The sequence below is a fragment of the Algibacter sp. TI.3.09 genome, from assembly GCF_038154905.1.
Taxonomy (GTDB): Bacteria; Bacteroidota; Bacteroidia; order Flavobacteriales; family Flavobacteriaceae; genus Algibacter.
In genome coordinates this window covers 1-22523 of the sequence record NZ_JBAKAN010000010.1, presented here as the reverse complement: position 1 = coordinate 22523, position 22523 = coordinate 1, and the positions used below count along the sequence as shown (strand labels likewise).

General features: G+C 36.1%; 5 protein-coding genes. 1 reads left to right on the top strand and 4 read right to left on the bottom strand.

Features of this window, described 5'->3' with window-relative positions; all coding sequences use genetic code 11:
- The 4 genes from V6246_RS17800 to V6246_RS17785 all read right to left on the bottom strand — a co-directional run.
- Window positions 1-7954: Ig-like domain-containing protein (locus V6246_RS17800; protein ID WP_341561794.1), on the bottom strand; the 7954-nt coding region annotated here is incomplete at its 3' end.
- A 1145-nt stretch (window positions 7955-9099) separates the two neighbouring features.
- The gene (locus V6246_RS17795) at window positions 9100-11349 is read right to left on the bottom strand and encodes a polyribonucleotide nucleotidyltransferase (protein WP_341561793.1); all 2250 of its coding nucleotides are present in this window, start codon (window positions 11347-11349) and stop codon (window positions 9100-9102) included.
- 221 nt (window positions 11350-11570) lie between these two features.
- Window positions 11571-11840, bottom strand: coding sequence for a 30S ribosomal protein S15 (gene rpsO / locus V6246_RS17790; RefSeq protein ID WP_042501638.1), 270 nt, complete (start codon window positions 11838-11840; stop codon window positions 11571-11573).
- A gap of 262 nt (window positions 11841-12102) precedes the next feature.
- A complete protein-coding gene (locus tag V6246_RS17785; protein WP_341561792.1) occupies window positions 12103-12924 on the bottom strand; it encodes an AraC family transcriptional regulator in 822 nt (273 codons plus the stop codon).
- 455 nt (window positions 12925-13379) lie between these two features.
- On the opposite strand from V6246_RS17785, the gene V6246_RS17780 reads away from it, so the two are divergent.
- Window positions 13380-22523 (top strand): Ig-like domain-containing protein (locus tag V6246_RS17780; protein WP_341561791.1); only part of this gene is annotated, 9144 nt, incomplete at its 3' end.

Sequence of the window (22523 nt, the reverse complement as noted above, 5' to 3'; positions counted from 1 at the left end):
TGATATCAGCAATAGCATCTGTTGTGTTTTCAATACCACCAACAGTAATGTAAACGGTAGCTGTATCACAAGCTTGATCTGCATTATCATCACAAATGGTATACGTAAACATATCTGTTCCAACAAAACCAGGGTTTGGTGTATAGGTAAAGTCACCGTTAGGCGCTACTGTTACCGTACCGTTATTTGGGTTTGTGTTAGCCGTTACTGTTTGGTTATCATTTTCAACATCATTATCATTAACTAAAACGTTTTGTGAGATCACAGCATCCGGAGTTGTTGTGTATGCATCATCATTAGCATTAGTTGTGTTCGGAGAATCTGTAGGTTGAATCGTTACTGTAACCGTAGCGGTATCACAAAGTGCAGGATTCGCATCATCACAAATGGTATAAGTGAATGTATCCTCACCAATGAAACCATCATTAGGTGTATAAGTAATTGTTCCATCAGGATTCAGTGTTACTGTTCCGTTATCAGGCGTTGTAGTTTCTGTTACAGAAATAGCATCACCATCAGGATCAAAATCATTTGCAATCACAGGGATTGAAATTGGAGTTCCTTCTGGCGTTGTAGTTGTATCTGCATTGGCAATAGGCGCTTCGTTATCAGGACCACTTACCGGTAATACTTCGATATAAACTGTAGCTGTATCACAAGCTTGAGGATTACCATCATCACAGATTGTATACTCAAAAGTATCTTCACCAGTAAAATCAGGATTAGGCGTGTAAGTATATGTTCCATCAGAATTAACAACCACAGAACCATTAGCAGGTTGCGTGTTAGCCGTTACTGATTGGTTATCACCTTCGAAATCTTCATCGTTGGTTAATACATTACCAGTTACGGGTTGCCCAACGAATGTGTTGTTGATATCTGCAATAGCATCTGTACAGTTAATAAGGATTTCAGTAGTAACTGTTGTACTACACCCATTAGCATCGATTACTGTAATTGTGTAATTGGCTTCAGGTAAATCAGAGAATGTTCCATTTGTTTGGTAGTTAGTTCCGCCATCAATAGAATAAGAATAAGGACTGATGCCTCCAGTAGCTTCTGCTATTATTGTACCTAAACCTTCACATACAATATCTGTTTGATTACTAATAGTAACAGATACATTAGAGTCTGGTTGAATAATAGTTGCAGCGTCTGTAGTAATACATCCATTTGCATCTGTAATAGTTACAGAATAAGTTCCTGCTATAACATTAATTAAATCTTCAGTTGTATCTCCATTATCCCAATTAAAGGTATAAGGAGCAGTACCACCATTAACAGCTAAATCTAAAGAACCAGTTGCATCATCTCTACATAATATGTTAGAGATTGCTATAGCCGAACTTAAAACATTAGGCTCGTTAATAGTAATAGTTGTACTTGTAGTACATAATGTTGTAGTATCTGTTACAGTGATAGTATAATCTCCAGCAGGTAAATCGCTAACTGTAGCAGTTGTATTTGAGATGGTATCCCAAGCATAAGTAAAGTTTCCAGATCCACCAGTTACAGTAGCAGTAATGCTACCATTACTTTCTCCAAAACAAACAGCAGGAGTAGAAGCACCAGTTACTGATAAGTTAAGACAACTTCCAGGGTTAACGGTTACTGTTGTATTATCAGTACATCCGTTAGCATCGGTAACGGTTACAGTATAATCACCAGCGTTAAGTCCTGTAATAGCGTCTGTAGTTTCTCCGTTAGGTGACCAAGAATATGTATATGGTTCTACACCACCAGTAGTTGAAGTACTAGCAGTACCATCACCAGTATTTGGACCTAATTCATCTGTAGATGTAGCTGTAATATTTAAAGCGTTACTAGGCTCTGTAATAGAAATAGTTTCTTCCACAGCTTGACAAACTGTTCCGTCGATAGCTACGCTAACAGAATATACACCAGCATTTATAGCACTAAGTGTACTTGATGTTACACCCGAATCAATTTGTCCGTTAGACCAAGTAAATGTAAAAGTAGCACTTGGGTTAGCATCAGAGTTTGCTGTTACTGTTGCAGCTCCAGAAGCATCACCAGTACAAAGTACATCAGTAACGTTAGTTATTGCGATTTCAGCATCACAAGTATTTACGCATTCGATAACAATACTTTGTGTTAATTCACAGTTATTAGCATCTGTAATAGTAACACTGTGTGTACCATTTGATAAATTAGTAGCAGTAGCTGTTGTCACATTACCAGCAGAAGCACTCCATTGGTAAGTATATCCTTGAGTACCACCAGAAACTATAGCTGTTGCTTCACCATTAGCACATCCTTGTGCTGTAGTAGCATCTATTTTAGTTATGTTTAAACTAAGTGGGCTAGTAGGTTCAGAAATTGTATCACCAATAGAAGTTGTACATCCGTTGGCATCTGTAATTGTTACATTATAAGCACCAGCGATAACATTTGATAAATCTTCAGTTGTTGAGTTATTAGTGTCATTCCAAACAAAAGAGTATGGAGCAGTACCACCAACTACAGTAATATCTATACTTCCAGTTGCTTCACTGTTACAAAGTACATCGGTTACCGTTGCTATTGAAGCCGATAATTCAGCATCTGGTTGTGTTATAATAATATCTTGATTAAAAGCACATCCATTAGCATCTAAAACGATAACAGTATAATTTCCGTTAGCAAGATCTTTGAAGGTTCCGTCTAGAATGTAATTAACACCATTATCAATAGAATATGAGTAAGGTGCTATACCACCATCTCCTTTTACAGTTACTTCAGCAGTAGCATTTCCAAAACAATTTACATTTGTTTGATTTGTTATTGAAGCAGACACATTAGAGTCTGGTTGAATAATAGTTGCAGAGTCTGTAGTGATACACCCATTAGCATCTGTAATAGTTACAAAATAAGTTCCTGCTATAACATTAATTAGATCTTCAGTTGTATCACCATTATCCCAATTAAATGTATACGGAGCAGTACCACCATTAACGGCTAAATCTAAAGAACCAGTAGCATCATCTTTACATAATATGTTAGATATTGCTATAGCAGAACTTAAAACATTAGGTTCGTTAATAGTAATAGTTGTACTTGTAGTACATAATGTTGTCGTATCTGTTACCGTGATAGTGTAGTCTCCAGCAGGTAAATCGCTAACTGCGGCAGTTGTATTTGAGATGGTATCCCAAGCATAAGTAAAGTTTCCAGAACCACCAGTTACAGTAGCAGTAATACTACCATTGCTTTCTTCAAAACAAACAGCAGGAGTAGAAGTCCCTGTTACTGATAAGTTAAGACAACTTCCTGGGTTAACCGTTACTGTTGTATTATCAGTACATCCATTAGCATCGGTAACGGTTACAGTGTAATCACCAGCACTAAGTCCAGTAATAGCATCAGTAGTTTCTCCATTAGGTGACCAAGAATATGTATATGGTTCTACACCACCAGTAGTTGAAGTACTAGCAGTACCATCACCAGTATTTGGACCTAATTCATCTGTAGTTGTAGCTGTAATATTTAAAGCGTTACTAGGCTCTGTAATAGAAATAGTTTCTTCCACAGCTTGACAAACTGTTCCGTCGATAGCTACGCTAACAGAATATACACCAGCATTTATAGCACTAAGTGTACTTGATGTTACACCCGAATCAATTTGTCCGTTAGACCAAGTAAATGTAAAAGTAGCACTTGGGTTAGCATCAGAGTTTGCTGTTACTGTTGCAGCTCCAGAAGCATCACCAGTACAAAGTACATCAGTAACGTTAGTTATTGCGATTTCAGCATCACAAGTATTTACGCATTCGATAACAATACTTTGTGTTAATTCACAGTTATTAGCATCTGTAATAGTAACACTGTGTGTACCATTTGATAAATTAGTAGCAGTAGCTGTTGTCACATTACCAGCAGAAGCACTCCATTGGTAAGTATATCCTTGAGTACCACCAGAAACTATAGCTGTTGCTTCACCATTAGCACATCCTTGTGCTGTAGTAGCATCTATTTTAGTTATGTTTAAACTAAGTGGGCTAGTAGGTTCAGAAATTGTATCACCAATAGAAGTTGTACATCCGTTGGCATCTGTAATTGTTACATTATAAGCACCAGCGATAACATTTGATAAATCTTCAGTTGTTGAGTTATTAGTGTCATTCCAAACAAAAGAGTATGGAGCAGTACCACCAACTACAGTAATATCTATACTTCCAGTTGCTTCACTGTTACAAAGTACATCGGTTACCGTTGCTATTGAAGCTGTTATTGCAGTTGGTTGAGTAATTGTAACACTAACATTTTCAAGTTTACATCCTTTACTATCAGTAATCGTTACTGTATGTACACCTGCGTTTAAGGCAGTTGCTGTTGCAGTAGTTTCACCGTTATCCCATAAATAAGTAAAGCTACCATTTCCACCCGAAGCAGTTACTGTAGCCGAACCGTTAGATTCACCAAAACAAGCTACTGGGCTATCTTGTGCCGCGCTAGCTGTTATTGCGTTTGGTTGAGTAATTGTAACACTGATGTCTTCAAGTTTACATCCTTTACTATCAGTAATAGTTACTGTATGTGCACCTGCGTTTAAAGCAGTTGCTGTAGCGGTAGTCTCACCGTTATCCCATAAATAAGTATATCCACCATTTCCGTTAGCAGCAGTTACTGTAGCCGAACCGTTAGATTCACCAAAACAAGCTACTGGGCTATCTTGTGCCGCGCTAGCTGTTATTGCGTTTGGTTGAGTAATTGTAACACTAATGTCTTCAAGTTTACATCCTTTACTATCAGTAATAGTTACTGTATGTGCACCTGCGTTTAAAGCAGTTGCTGTAGCGGTAGTTTCACCGTTATCCCATAAATAAGTATATCCACCATTTCCGTTAGTCGCAGTTACTGTAGCCGAACCGTTAGACTCACCAAAACAAGCTACTGGGCTATCTTGTGCCGCGCTAGCTGTTATTGCATTTGGTTGAGCAATTGTAACACTGATATCTTCAAGTTTACATCCTTTACTATCAGTAATAGTTACTGTATGTTCACCTGCGTTTAAAGCAGTTGCTGTAGCGGTAGTTTCACCGTTATCCCATAAATAAGTAAAGCTACCATTTCCACCCGAAGCAGTTACTGTAGCCGAACCGTTAGATTCACCAAAACAAGCTACTGGGCTATCTTGTGCCGCGCTAGCTGTTATTGCGTTTGGTTGAGTAATTGTAACACTGATGTCTTCAAGTTTACATCCTTTACTATCAGTAATAGTTACTGTATGTGCACCTGCGTTTAAAGCAGTTGCTGTAGCGGTAGTCTCACCGTTATCCCATAAATAAGTATATCCACCATTTCCGTTAGCAGCAGTTACTGTAGCCGAACCGTTAGATTCACCAAAACAAGCTACTGGGCTATCTTGTGCCGCGCTAGCTGTTATTGCATTTGGTTGAGTAATTGTAACACTGATATCTTCAAGTTTACATCCTTTACTATCAGTAATAGTTACTGTATGTGCACCTGCGTTTAAAGCAGTTGCTGTAGCGGTAGTTTCACCGTTATCCCATAAATAAGTATATCCACCATTTCCGTCAGCAGCAGTTACTGTAGCCGAACCGTTAGATTCACCAAAACAAGCTGCTGGGCTATCTTGTGCCGCGCTAGCTGTTATTGCGTTTGGTTGAGTAATTGTAACACTGATGTCTTCAAGTTTACATCCTTTACTATCAGTAATAGTTACTGTATGTGCACCTGCGTTTAAAGCAGTTGCTGTAGCAGTAGTTTCACCGTTATCCCATAAATAAGTATATCCGCCATTTCCATTAGCCGCGGTTACTGTAGCCGAACCGTTAGATTCACCAAAACAAGCTACTGGGCTATCTTGCGCCGCGCTAGCTGTTATTGCGTTTGGTTGAGTAATTGTAACACTGATGTCTTCAAGTTTACATCCTTTACTATCAGTAATAGTTACTGTATGTGAACCTGCGTTTAAAGCAGTTGCTGTAGCAGTAGTTTCCCCGTTATCCCATAAATAAGTATATCCTCCATTTCCGTCAGTAGCAGTAACGATCGCTGAACCGTTAGATTCACCAAAACAAGTAACTGGGCTATCTTGTGTCGCGGTGGCTGTTATAGCATCTGGTTGGGTAATTGTAACACTGATATTTTCAAGTTTACATCCTTTACTATCAGTAATCGTTACTGTATGTGTACCTGCGTTTAAAGCAGTTGCTGTAGCAGCAGTTTCCCCGTTATCCCATAAATAAGTATATCCCCCATTTCCATTAGCCGCGGTTACTGTAGCCGAACCGTTAGATTCACCAAAACAAGCTACTGGGCTATCTTGCGCCGCGTTAGCTGTTAAAGCATCGGGTTGATCTAATAAAATAGCTCTAGCAAATGTAAATGTACATCCAGAAGCATCTGTGATATCAACATTATAATTTCCGGCAGGTACATTTGTTAAATCTTGAGTTGTAGCGCCGTTACTCCATGAATATGTATATGGAGGATAACCACCACTAACATTAAGATCAATACTTCCTGTTGATTCGCCGAAGCAATCTACAGATGTGTTTTTAGAAATAACAGCTCCTAAATCTTCAGAAGTTATAGTTGTAGAGATGATATTACTTTCACAACCACTATTAATATTTTTAATTCTAAAATTGTAAGTTCCGGGGCCTAAATCGCTAAAATTTGGAGAGCTTTGATAAGCACCTCCATTAACTAAACTAGAGCTATATTCGTATTGAGAACCTAAAGGACTTGTAATATTTATATTATATTTTCCAGAAGTTTCGTTACATAGTATGTCTAATGCAGGATCATCCGGTAATGTATTAAATGTAAGGGTTACTGTATTAGCATCTGTAATACCGTCATTTGGAGCAGGAAGTCTTACTCTATATGTAAACGATACGCTTCCTTCATAATTTGGAGAAGACGTATAAGTGTAAGATCCGTCAGGGTTTAAATTGAACCCAAGACCAGCTGGAGAAGGCCCAGAAACTAAATCGTAAGTAGAATTTGCAGGAACGCTTGATGAATTATCAATCTGTCCATTAAATGTGCCTTGATCAATACATCCAAAATCGATTTGCGGTTGTGCGTAACGTTGTAAAACAAAAAGCTTTCCGTCACCATCATCATTAGAGGCTGAAATAAATCTAATTCTTGATATTTTTGATCCTGTAGGAGCAATTGTGTTTAAGTTGAAAAGAGCAATTGCGATATCTTGATTATTATCTTGTTCACGTCCCGATGACCAATAATCGGTAGCATTGTTTCTTGGTGCCGAAAACCCATAGTTTCTATATTCTGCAGAACTTCTTACAAAAGTGTCACCAAGTGATTCTTCCACAGTGCTTCCGGGAAGTGTTCCAAATAAGCGAATGTAGAAACAGTTATTTCCACCTCTTTCTGTAACAGCAAGTATACCTCCATCGTTAGAAGGTAAAGCTGGGTCGTAAAAAAGGGTTTGCATTTGAGCATCTGTTTCAGCAGATCCATTAATACCGTTGGCTTTATTAAAATTACCACAAATATTATCACCATTACCATTAGATGTATAATAACGGTTAAGGTTTTTAGATTCAAAAGTTGCTAACGCGGCATCATCCCATAGAGTATTATCGGTAGGGTCGAATGTTGCGGTTGCACTAGATTTAATAACACTAAGGCCATTTCCAAATATCTCATTTATTGCATTTCCGCCTGGTCCTAATCTAGTAAGCTGATAACCTGATGGTACAGCGAATGTGTTGTAAATAGCACCATTTACTGTAATCGATGCGATTGTTGCAGGGCGATTATTTTCAGTGTCTGAAATTGTGCCATCGTTATCGATATCTTGTGTGTCCGACCATTGAAAGGTGACATTCTCTCGAATGGAAGGAGATTGCACACCAATTTGTGCAAATGATGAAACCGATACTAACAACAATAAAGCGATAAATGTTAACGCTTTATTTGGTGATGTTAATCTTGGTAAGTAATTTACTTTCATAATAATATTTTTAAAGCAACTATAAATAATTTTCTTCTAAATGGTTTTGGATGTAGTTAACCTGGATACTTCGTTTGGGTATAAAAATTGATAATAAATTATCTGATTTAAAATACCTTGAGAGATGGTCTTTGTAAGTGACCTTTTTACTCGGTAAAACAGTAACATCTAAAATTACATTGAATATGTTTTTTTGAGGCGCAATAGCTTAAGTGTTTTTTAGAAAATTAGACGGTGTGTTTATTACCTCTAAGTTTTTTGAACAGTAAGTTTTGCTTTGTAATTTTTTGAGTCTTTATTTTGAGTCTTCTTCGTAGAGGGGATGAGAAGCTATTAAAAGTAGTTTTGTTTTCATAATTCTGTTCTTAAGGGGAATCAAATGTACAATTACATAGACACAGTAAATTACGAAATGTCACTTTTAACAAGTAAAAACGATTAAAGTCAAAAAAAAATTGTTTAGGCATATTACAGTGTAAGTATTGTCTTATAGTATTTTTATAGTGGAATATTTTGGTTTTTAACGCATTACAACACAAAGAAATTGAATTTTATCGATAAAAACAATATTCCGTATTTAAAATTTGCTTTTTATCGAATAAAAAGTGTTTTTTGTCGATGTTTTCGATTTAATTATTTTTTGTATGAAAAATGAATTTTTCTTAATAAATAAATGTCAAAATCGAGCATAATTGTTAAATATTGAAGAAGTAAACAATGAGATAAGTTTAAAAAAAAGGCGTGAAAATTGTAAATATTGAGGGTTGTTTTGTGTAATTGAGGTTTAGTTGTGATTAATTAATAAAGAGGTTGTTTTCTTTGATTAATTCGGAATTTGGGGAAATAAATTAGAAGTGTTAAATGTTCTATTTATTCAAAAAAAAAGCCCATTATAACGAGTATATAATGGGCTTTGAAAAGGGGGTGTAATCTAGTCTTCAATTCTTATTGTAACAGTGCTTTCAATAATTACTTTTTTGTTGTTCAATCGAGCATCACTAAAATAAGATTTAGCATCAATTTTTGCATCAATAAGTTCGTTTATTCATTACTGTGATATTCAAATAATCTTGATTTTATAGCATGAAAAAAGCCTGTTTCAATATTTTGAAACAGGCTTTAGTAATTATAGATTTTAAAAGAAATTAATCTTCTTTTTTATCTTCTCTTGGTTTTCTGTCATCACGACGGTTGTCACGACCTCTATTGTCACGAGCACCTCTGTTATCACGTCCACCAGAACGTTTATCATCTCTTGGTGGTCTTGCAACATAACCTTCTGGTTTTGGTAAAATAGCTTTACGAGATACTTTCTCTTTGCGTGTTCTTGGATCTTGTCCAAAATACTTCACATCAAAAACATCGCCCATGTTAACTACATCCGATACATTTTCAGTACGTTCCCAAGCCAATTCACTTACGTGTAATAAAACTTCGTTTCCTGGTGCATCCATATATTCTACAACAGCACCAAAATCTAACATTTTAATTACTTTTACTTCATATACATTACCAACAGTTGGTTTAAATAATAAAGAATCGATTTTTGCCATAACAGCATCAATACCTTTAGAACCTACACCTAATATTTCAACAATACCTTCTTCAGTCACTGGGTCTTCGTTAATAACGATAGTAGTCTCAGTTTCTTTTTGCATTTCTTGAATCACTTTTCCTCCAGGTCCAATTAAAGCACCAATAAATTCGTTAGGTACACGACGCGTTACCATAGTAGGCGCATGATCTTTAACGCTTTCTGCAGGAGCAGCAATAGTATCTGTGATTTTACCTAAGATATGTAAACGACCTTCGCGAGCTTGTTTTAGTGCATTCACTAAAATTTCGTAGCTTAATCCTTTAATTTTAATATCCATTTGGCAAGCTGTAATACCTTCAGAAGTACCAGTTACTTTAAAATCCATATCTCCTAAGTGATCTTCATCACCTAAAATATCAGATAATACGGCGTAACGATCACCATCAGAAATTAATCCCATAGCAATACCAGAAACAGGGCGTTTCATTTTAACACCAGCATCCATCAAAGCCATTGTTCCAGCACATACTGTTGCCATAGAAGAAGAACCGTTAGATTCTAATACTTCAGATACAACACGTACAGTGTAAGGACAATCTGCAGGAATCATTCCTTTTAAACCACGTTGCGCTAAGTTACCATGACCAACTTCTCTACGAGATGTTCCTCTTAATGGTCTAGCTTCACCTGTACAAAAAGGAGGGAAGTTGTAATGTAAATAGAAATTCTCTTCACCTTCGTAAGATGGCATATCTATTTTGTTAGCATCTCTAGATGTTCCTAAAGTTACTGTAGCTAATGCTTGAGTTTCTCCACGAGAGAAGATAGAAGAACCGTGAGTAGAAGGTAGGTAATCTACCTCACACCATATTGGTCTAATTTCATCAGTCTTTCTTCCGTCTAAACGTAAACCTTCGCTTAATGTTAATTCACGTACTGCTTCTTTTTCTGCTTTGCTGTAGTATCCTCCAACAAGGTGTCCAAATTCTGCCATTTCTTCTTCAGTAAAAGATGCTTTAACTTCTTCTTTTACTTCAGCAAATGCTGCGCTACGTTCTGCTTTAGAAGTTCCCTTCTTTGCAATTGCGTAACATTTATCGTATGCTAATTCGTGTATTCTTTTTTGTAAATCTTCGTTAACTTCTGCAGTTGTGTATTCACGAACTTCTTTTTTACCAAAAGCTTCCGCTAAACGCAATTGTGCATCAATTTGTACTTTAATTGCTTCGTGAGCAAATTTGATAGCGTCTGCCATTTCTTCTTCAGAAATTTCATCCATCTCACCTTCAACCATCATAACCGAATCGGCAGAAGCACCAATCATCATCTCTAAGTCAGATTCTGCTAATTGAGCTCTAGTTGGGTTAATTACAAATTCACCATTAACACGTGCAACTCTAGCTTCAGAGATTGCGCATTCGAATGGTAAATCTGATAATTGAATAGCAGCAGAAGCAGCTAATCCAGCCATAGCTTCTGGCATAACATCATCATCATGAGACATTAACTGAATCATTACTTGTGTTTCTGCGTGATAATCTTTTGGGAATAATGGACGTAATACACGATCCACTAAACGCATAGTTAAAACTTCGCCATCACTAGGTCTTGCTTCTCTCTTGAAGAAACCACCAGGATAACGCCCAGCTGCAGCAAATTTTTCGCGATAATCTACCGTTAAAGGTAAAAAGTCAACATCACTTTGTTTGTAATTGGAAACAACTGTACATAGTAACATACATTTTCCAGATTGAACAACAACAGAACCATGGGCCTGTTTTGCTAATTTTCCGGTTTCAATAGAGATTTCTCTACCGTCCCCAAGGTCAATAACCTCTTTAAACACTTTTGGAATCATAAATTTTTTCTTGTAATTCGAGCATACAATATACTCAAATTATGTTAAACAATGGTCGTTGTGTTGTTGTGTGTAGTTGTTGTGTGTGCGACCAATGAAAAACTTTTTGTCCCAAACTCGTTTTGGGATCTAGCTTCTTATAATTTGAAATTTATACTCGTTCAAATCGAGTTAATATATAACAAAAAACCACGCTGAAAAGCGTGGTTTTTTTATTGAGATTATTTTCTTAATCCTAATTCTTTTACTATAGCACGATATCTTAAGATATCTTTCTTGATTAAATAATCAAGTAAGCTTCTTCTTTTACCTACTAACATTACTAAAGAACGCTCAGTGTTGTAATCTTTACGATTCTTTTTTAAGTGTTGAGTTAAGTGCTCAATTCTTTGTGTAAATAAGGCAATTTGTCCTTCTGCAGAACCAGTATCGCTTTTGTTTTTGCCATGTTTGGCAAACATTTCTTGTTTCTCTTCTTTAGATAAATACATTCTAATATTATTGTAAATGATTGTTATGTAAGCTTGAAAGTTTTTCTTTCAAGCGTGCAAATATAAGACTTTTTTGCATTTATCTAATTTTTTATCTAGTTTTTGCTGTCCTTTTAACGTTTTAATATTGGGGAATATGCAAAAGGTTTAAGTTGGGTTAGATTATAAGGTATGCTTTATGTAGAAAAGAGGTGTTTTTTAACACCATTGATATTTAAAGATAAGTAATGTTTAAGGGGATAATAAACTAAAGATTCTAAAACTAAGATGCGTTTGAGAAATCGCTTGGCGTATAACCAAATTGTTCTTTAAACTTTTTACTAAAGTAAGATGAGCTATTTATGCCAATACTATATTGTACTTCTTTTATTTTTATATTCTTATCGGTAGATAGTAATTCGTATGCTTTTTTAAGGCGCAATTCTAATATTAGCTTTACCGGCGTTTTGTTTGTTTCTGCTTTTACAATTCTAGATAATTGTCTTTGGCTATAACCTGTTTTATGAGATAGTAAATTAACATTGAAATCTTCTTTAGAGAGGTTAATTTTTATAAGATCTAGTATAGCATGGAAGGTGTTGCTTTTCTTTTTTGTAACCTTTATAGAAGAGTCTGCGTTATTGGTGTAAAGCTTTATTTTAGATATTATTTTTTTTTGATCAGAAAGCTTTATAACATAGTTGTTCATGTTTAAATCTTCTAAGCTTTCATTTTTTATATCTTTAGTGGTAATAACTAAAACAGGAATAATTTCATTATCATTATAAACGTCTTTTGAGAAATTAAGAACTTCTTTTTTTAATATTTTACCATTTACTATAGGTTTTATAGCATTGCGTAAAATCAAATTAAACTGATTTTGGTTTGTTCTTTCTAAAGCTTGTAAGCTATTAAATGAAAAAACAAAATCGAAATTAGGACTTAGAATTTCGTCGTAATTTTGATTTATTCTCAAATCATCTTCTATAATTAAAATCTTGATTTTTAAACCTTCTATCTCTACATATTCAGGTTGGCTATTTGGGTTTAAATAGGCTATGAAATCAAAATTGTCGCTATCAATGTTATGTTTTGAAGTTCTCAAGATTATTGCTTTTTTCGTAAGACACAATTTTGTTTGTGTAAGTCACATTAATATCAGTTTTATATTTTTTACTTCAATAAAATGTAGCTCCTGCTTTACAGCAACAAGTTAAAAATATTGTTCAAATTACCAAACAAATAATTGTGATTTATTTAACAAGGCAAATAGGGTTAATTGTGGTGTTCGTGTCTAAAAAAAGTGATAACATCGATGAAATGTCCGTTTTGAGGTATTCTATTGTTTTTTTTGAGTTAGAAAAATCTATTAGGCAAATGTATTTTTGTGGTATGATTTACATGTATTTTGTGCGCGGTAATATTTTAAGATGTTTTCTTAATCTTAAAAACATGCCAAAAATCTACAGTTTAAAATACACTAAAATTAAGAGTACAGTATAAGGCAAGCAGAATTAAAGCTCTTTCCCTAAATAATAAATTATTTAATAGATAATAAATATGAAATCAAAATTACAATCCTTAAAATTCGATAAGGTTAACCAAAAACAAGCTAGAAACATGATGTTGTTCTTAGCTTTTTTTATGTTTACACTTACTTCTGTATTTGCTCAATTTGGAGCAGGTGGTTCCGATAATAATAACGGCGATGTAAGGTTAGTGTATGTAAGCGGGCAACAAAATTCTGTTGAAGCTTTAAAAACGTTGGGAACATCAAATGAGATTATAGTGCAATCTATAAAAGGTGCGCCTCAGCAATTACATTCTATCAGGGTTAAGGTTCAATTGCCTCCAGGTGTGCTTTATACGCCTTCATCTTTTGCTATTACTGATAATAATAATGTTACTGTTCAGCCTTCAGCTAATGTATATGTTTTAGCAGAGGATGATATAAGTGATTTAAATGCACCTATATTTTCCATATTCAATAATGGAATAGAAACAGAATTATGGGATGCAGGGGATTATATTCAATTTACTTTCGAAAGAACTGCTGGTTGTGCTGCTGTTACTTATAAAGAAGACGGAAATACATTTAAGGATACAGCAGAAATTAGCTATGTAAAAACAGGCTTCCCGGGTGTTCAAACAGCAACAGACACCAATGCTTTGTTAGCTAATTATGATTTATTGGCAGCTTCTGTATCTATAAGTAATATAACACCAGTAAATGGTACCGTCGGTTCTTTTGTTCATACCAGAGAAGTAACCGATTTTAATGGGGGTAATGCAGGAGTTCAAGAAGTATTGCATACTGTTAAATTAGGGTCTAGTGTTAATGCGTATTCTTTTTCTTACTTAGGAAATGTTATTCCTCCTAGCACAACCAGTACAGATGGCGCGGGGGTAACAACAAATACTTACATTGTTAATTTATCATCTAACCCTAATTATAGTGGAGGAAATCCTGGTTTTGAGGATGGAAATGGTTTTTTTGATGCAGGAGAGTCTTTGGTTTTTGAAGAGAGTTTTACTTTAAAAGATTGTATAGATACGGGTATTCAACATCAGGTAGAGTGGACTTGTCAATCATCAAAAATTACAGAAGGAAATGTTTTGTTTGGTGCCAATAATCCAGAATTAGATATTGATATTTTAGAAAATCATCGAAACATATCAGGTGTAAACCATATCAGGTTAAAAATAACTAATACGGCTTCAGCAACTTCGGCTGCTGGTTTTGCAAAAGATATTTTAATTAATGTAGCTCTGGGTTCAAATAGTCAATCTGGAACTACTAGCTATAATAACAACCCGCACTGGGGAACTACTAGGTATAATGTTAGATCTTTTAGTAACTTTTCATTAGGTAGTGAAACTGTTCAGGTTCCGTTCACACCGGAAGATTGGGGGTCAGATAATTCTTCTACATCCACTACTTCAACTCATGCATTGTTGCCAAATACCAATATAAATGTAGATGTTGATGGTGTAGGCGGCTTGCAAGATATTGATGGAGATAATTATTATGACGATCTTGCTCCGGGAGATTCTTTTGTAATTGAATTTGATTATGAGGTTTTGCCTCGAGATAATAATTGTGGTACAGGCCGGTTTGATTATATGCAATGGGAACATGTATTTGTTGATGCGCTTACCAAAGATCAATGTGATTCTGCAAGACCAACTGAAGGTGTAGATTTAGGGTATAATAACTTTATTAGAGATTATAATAATGCTACGGTTTTTGAGCAGGATACAGATATAGAGGAGCTTGTGCCTTTTGAGGTAGCTTTAAGGCCTTATTTGTATTCAAACTTTAATCATAATGATCATGCTATGATTAATAGTAACGGAGATAGTGAGTTTACAGTATCTATAGAAGTCCCTAGAGGTGTAGATTTAGTTGCAGGATCACCTCCAGAATTTAGTCAGGCAAATGGTACTTATACTGTTGGTTTACCAGGAGCTGGTACTAATGTTATTTCTTATACTTCAACAGATATTTTAAGTGGTTTTACACTTAGAGAGTTTAGCGATTTTTTTGCACGTTTTCCTCTTGTGATGAATTGTACAGAGTTGGAATTAGGAGGTGTTACTAGCGTTATTAATATTTCTTATGAAACCAGTTTAAAATTATACGATGCTCCTGGAGGAAACCTAGTGTTTGAAAGAGATATTCATTGTGGGAACTTCGAACCAATTATAGAACATTCATGTAATCCGCCTTGTGCTGGTCCAAATATTACAGGTTTAGATGCCTATAGAATTACAGCAGGTTGGGCAGATAATACGATGACTTCTAAAGTAGATTTAACAAGTACGAATCCTGATGGTTCACCTGTTTATGAACTAGATAAATATTTAGCAGGAGATGAAATGGTGGTAGAAACCTCTGGGTTTATGTCTAACTTATCATCAGATAACTTACATTTTATACAAAATTATACTACAGATGGGTTAACAGCTGGAGCAAATGATATAGAGTTTATTTCTGGTACCATTGTAATTAATAAATTTGGAGGTAGTACAACATTAGAGTTACCGGTAAGTGCACCTATTGTCACTTCTAGTGGTAATACTCATACATTAGATTATGATTTGTCGAGTGCGCTTTCAGATCCTATAGTTGGAGGATTAATAGATGATCAAGACACGTTTGAAGTGAATTTTAAATATAAATTTACTACAGATACTTATACTAATTTTGGATACCACATTTTATCAGGGTTTAGAGGTCGATATTATGTTGATGAAACCTTAACAGGAAGTACAAGTAATGTAGCAAATGATAATGATAATGATGGTATACCAAATGAAAGACTAAGCTGTTTTGATTGGGGAGACCAAGTAGCTTACTTAAGACCTGATAATTTATCTTACGGAGTTGCAAATAGTACATTTGAGTATTGTGCTGAAGTTTGGGCAAACCTTATAAATGATTATACGCGTTCAAATTCACCACATTTACATACTGGAGAATATAGACCAACTACCATGATTCAGTCTACAGAAATTACAATTCCTGATGGAGCGAAAATATTGGATGTTAGACAATATAATAATGAAGGCTATTTTTATGTAAGCACTGGAGAATTAGATATTTCTCCAGCGCTTGGTACACCAGGAGTTAATACTTACACGGTAACACCAAATAGAGCGGCTGGATACAGAGATCAGAATCAAACATCATCTGTTAGTTATAGAATGCAGGTGCTAGTAAAAGGTAGCTGTGAATTAAAAGATGCTTCGGAAGGATTACCTATTCCTATTATAACATCTACAAGTATTGTTCAGCATATGGCTTATACCGAAACGCCTTTGCCGGAACAGTTATTAACAAGAACACCGTCAGCAAGATTATATTACACAAAACCAACTTTTATTTTTCAGCCTTTATCAAGTGCTATTATTGTAGGGTTTGGTCCTGAAGCAGATTTTGATCTTAGAGTAGTTAACAACAGTTCTTCTACTGGAGATGTTGGTTTTAACTGGATTAAAATACCTGCAAATTCTAATATAACCATAGTAGGGGCGGAAGATATTACTTCTTCTTTAACACCATTAAATATTGTACAAGTTGGAGACGACAGTTATGTAGAAATAGGTAATTTAGATGCAGGAGAAACAAAAGATATTAGAATTAGTGCAACTTATACTAGTTGTACAGATGTTCCTGTAGATTTTAGTTTAGGTTGGGATTGTGATGCATACCCAACAAACTATGGAGATGTGTCATCGGTTTGTTATGATAATACTGTACAATTAACATTACAACCTGCGGCTGGCCAAGTACAGCAAACTATAGCTGAGCCTCAACCAGTAGGTCCTTTCGCAATGTGTGATACTATTATTTATGATGTTGAATATAGTAGTGCTCAAGTAGCGACAACTATTAATCCAGAATCATCATTAACTCTGTTTAATGGAGCAAGTGCAGTAAGTATAACAAAGATTGAAGCTGAGTATCCTGCGGGTAGTAATAACTGGGAAGACTTAGTGAGCACAATATCTGGAGGTGATACTTATGTTTCTCCTATTGTTCATTCAGCAATGACTCCTTTTTATGGAGGTATTCCTGGTACAGGAGCTGTTGGACCATCTATAAATGATAGAAAGGTAGTTGTTCGATATACGTTGCAAACAACATGTGATTTTGTTTCTAATTCACCGTTAACTTTTACAGTCTCTGGAGATGTGCCTTGTGGAGAATCAACTGTTGGTAGTGGTAGTAAGTCGGTATCAAACGGAATTGAAATAATAGACTTAGATGCTACTTACGATGCTTTATCAACAATATCTTTACCAGATTTTGCAAATCCTGATGGAGGACATATTGATGGTTGTTCATCTCAAGAAACAATTAATATTTTTACAACAATTTCAGAATTACCGTCTAGCCCTGGTGCTAGCACTGGCGATTTTGATTACGGAAGAGTGGTGTTACCAACGGGAGTAACATATGTAGATGGGTCGTTTGTTAATCTTGGAGCTAATGTTTTAACATATGTAAGTTCAACGCCTAATGAATTAATTGTTAAATATCCTTCAGGCTTGTTCGACCAAGATCAAACTGAATTCGAATTCGATATCATACCAGATGCGGGATATTGCGAAGAGGATGCTACAGTAAGTTACCTTGCATATATTCAAAATGATACAGGGGCTAGCTGTGGAGGCTTGTCTTGTGGTGGGAATTTAATTGCTACTGGTACGTCTAGCGAATCTTTAGATATTAAAAAAGCAGCAGTTGTTATTAATTTAGATTCTGCAATAGGAAGTGTAACTGTTTTAGATGAGCTAATAACAGCAGACTTTACAATTGATAACACTTCAGTTGTTGAGGTAACTGCACCAGCAACTATAGGAGCATATTTTGATGTGAATCTAGATGGTGTTTATGATGCTGGCGATTTAGAATTAGGTAGTCATATTATTACTTCAGCTATACCGGCTGGAGGGTCAATTACAGAAAGTATTCAGTTTACAGCTACTCCAGCACAAGCTTGTAATATTTTATTAGTAATGAAGGTAGACGAAAATCCTTGTATTTGTGTGCCGGCAAGTGTAAGTATGGGCTCACCAAGTGTGTTAACTGGTATTGGAGGTTCAAATGTGCCAGTTTGCGAAGCTTATGCAGGTAGTAGTGTTGAGTTAGGTTCGCCTAATAACCCAGATTATACTTATGTATGGACAGGGTTAACAGCAACTGATGATATTACGTATTTAGATGCTCCAACAACAGCTCAACCAAACTTCGTTTATGGAGGGCCAAAATTAACGGCAACAACAACCTTTACATATCAAGTGGAAATTACACGTCCTGGAGGATGTACTTCGACAGATACAGTAGATGTTACTGTTGGATATATAGAAGATCCAGTAATATCTTCTAGCGAACTAGAAATATGTTCAGATGAATATTTATCAGTAACATTTGGGAACACTTTAAGTGATGATGAAATTATTAAAATTTGGAAAAATGCAGCGTTAACAACACCAGCCAATTTACCAAATACAAGTGGTATTTGGACATCAACAGAGTTGTATCCTGCAGGAACAGGTAATATATATGCAACCGTAGAAAATACAGTTACAGGTTGTAGAACAGATGCGATAACTATTGCATACACCATAACAGATTGTGTTACAGATTTAGTAACTACAAAATCGGTTTCACCTACTACGGCTTCAATTGGTCAAGATGTTGTGTTTACAATCAATGTTAATAATATTGGTAGTAGTGTAGATAAGAATGTTACATTATCAGATGTGTTACCAAGTAACGTAACTTATGTAAGTGATAACAGTAGTGGAACATATAATCGTGTTACTGGTCTATGGACTATAGGAGACATAGCTAGCGGAAGTTTAGCTTCACTAGAGATAACAGCTAATATTAATGCAGAAGCGGCAAGTGGTACAGTTACTAATACAACTACTGCAGCTTCTGGAGATTATACCGATGATACACTTACAGCAGGAGATGTTTTAGATGCTACTGTTTCTGTTAATTCATTAGTAATTGCGGCAACAAATGATAGTTATACAGGAGTCAATGGTTTCAATGGAGATACTAATCTTGGAAATATACTAGCAGGTACAGGAGATGATTCTTTAAATGGAAGCCCTGTTACTACAGCAGATGTAGCGATAACTTATCCAACACCTACAACCGTAGATGGTAATCCAATTACAGGAACAGCACCAGTTATTAGTGCGTCTGGAGATGTAAGTGTACCAGCAGGAACACCAGCAGGAACATATTCTATTCCATATACTATTTGTGAAATAGGAAATTCAAGTAATTGTAGTAATGCAACAGTAACTGTAGTCGTAGAGGCACCAGCAATAGTTGCTACAAATGATGATTATACTGCAAGTCCAGTACTTAGTGAAGATGGAAACGCTAATTTGGGTAACATATTAGCGGGTACAGGTGATGATACTCTAAATGGGGCAGCAACGGATATTAATAAAATAGATATTAATTTAACCTCGGGAATGTTTTTTGATGGAGGTTCAGGACCAGTTCCAGCAACAGGAATAGTTCCAGAAGTTGATCCATTAACAGGAGATGTTAGTGTGCCAGCAGGAACACCAGCAGGACGATATACAATTAGCTATAATATTTGTGAGGAATTAAACCCTACAAATTGTAGTGCTGATGCGGTAGTAACTATTGTGGTTATTGAGCCACCAGTAGCTAATGTAGATAGTAATTCAGGTAATACAACTACTCAACCAAGTACACCAATAAATATTTTATCTAATGATTTATTAGGTGATGGAATAACTACAGCTACAGTATTAAATACAACAGTAGATTTAGACCCTAACACAGCAGGAGATCAAGATGTCTTAGTGGTACCAGGCGAAGGAACTTGGAACTATAATACATCAACTGGTGAGCTTGTTTTTACTCCAGAAACTATAGTAGATGGATTTACATCTAATTATACCAATGATCCAACTTCAATTGAGTATACTTTAACAGAAACTCAAACAGGCTTAAGTGATACAGCAACGGCAACAGTAGATTATGATGCTATATCACCAACAGCAGAGAATGATGAGAGCTTAGCCAATGCGGCAGGCGCAGTAACCATCGACCCATTAGTAGCAAATGGTGGTTTAGCAGATTCAGATCCTGATGGAGAATTAGATCCAACAACGGTAAGTTTAGTAGCGCCAGTAGGCGCAACAAGTATCGTAACGGATGCTAATGGCGATATTACAAGTTTCGCAGTACCAAACGAAGGAACATGGAGTGTAGATGAAACCACAGGAGCAATCACTTTCACGCCATTATCAACATTTACAGAAGACCCAACGGTTATCAGCTATAATGTAGAAGATAATGATGGCAATCAATCTAATGATGCAACGGTTACAATCGATTATTTACCAGTAGCAGAAGATAATGTAAGCGATGGCAATACAGTAGGTAGTCCAGCAGTATTCAATATTGTATCAGACGATACTAATGGCGATACGATTGTAGCAAGTACAATAGATTTAGATCCATCAACTCCAGGCACTCAAGAGACGACTTTAGTCGTTCCAAACGAAGGGATATGGAGTGTAGATGCATCAGGCGTATTAACTTTTACACCAGAAGTAGGCTTCACCACGGATCCAACAGCGATTACATATACAGTAGAAGATGCAGAGGGTAATACATCAAATGCAGCGAATATCACGGTAACTTATGATGAAGTACCACCAGTAGCTGAAGACAATAGTGTTGCTAACCAAGTGACAGGAACTGATGCTATTATACCAAACATCTCAGGGAATGATACTTTAAGTGATGGCAGTGTAGTCGATACCACACCATTAACAGGAAACGCTGTAATTAGTCTAGATCCAACAGATTCAGATGGTGATGGCGATCCATTAACCTTAGTGGTACCAAACGAAGGAACATGGGTTTACGATCCAGTAGCAGATACATTAACATTCACACCAGAAGCAGGTTTCACAAACGATCCAACCCCAATAGAATATACCTTAACAGAAACCCAAACAGGTTTAAGTGATACAGCAACGGTAACAGTAGATTACGTTATCGAATCACCAACAGCAGAGAATGATGAGAGCTTAGCTAATGCGGCAGGCGCAGTAACCATCGACCCGTTAGTAGCAAATGGTGGTTTAGCAGATTCAGATCCTGATGGAGAATTAGATGCAACAACGGTAAGTTTAGTAGCACCAGTAGGCGCAACAAGTATCGTAACGGATGCTAATGGCGACATTACAAGTTTCGCAGTACCAAACGAAGGAACATGGAGTGTAGATGAAACTACAGGAGCAATCACTTTTACACCATTAACAACATTTACAGAAGACCCAACGGTTATCAGTTATAATGTAGAAGATAATGATGGCAATCAATCTAATGATGCGACGGTTACAATCGATTATTTACCAGTAGCAGAAGATAATGTAAGCAATGGCAATACAGTAGGTAGTCCAGCAGTATTCAATATTGTATCAGACGATACTAATGGCGATACGATTGTAGCAAGTACAATAGATTTAGATCCATCAACTCCAGGCACTCAAGAGACGACTTTAGTCGTTCCAAACGAAGGGACATGGAGTGTAGATACCTCAGGCGTATTAACTTTTACACCAGAAGTAGGTTTCACCACGGATCCAACAGCGATTACATATACAGTAGAAGATGCAGAGGGTAATACATCAAATGCAGCGAATATCACGGTAACTTATGATGAAGTACCACCAGTAGCTGAAGACAATAGTGTTGCTAACCAAGTGACAGGAACCGATGCTATTATACCAAACATCTCAGGGAATGATACATTAAGTGATGGCAGTGTAGTCGATACGACGCCAGTTACGGGGAATGCAGTAATTGCAATCGACCCAACAGATTCAGATGGTGACGGTGATCCATTAACCTTAGTGGTACCAAACGAAGGAACATGGGTTTACGATCCAGCAACGGATGATTTAACATTCACACCAGAAACAGGTTTCACAAACGATCCAACCCCAATTGAGTATACTTTAACAGAAACCCAAACAGGCTTAAGTGATACAGCAATGGCAACAGTAGATTACGTTATCGAATCACCAACAGCAGAGAATGATGAGAGCTTAGCTAATGCGGCAGGCGCAGTAACCATCGACCCGTTAGTAGCAAATGGTGGTTTAGCAGATTCAGATCCTGATGGA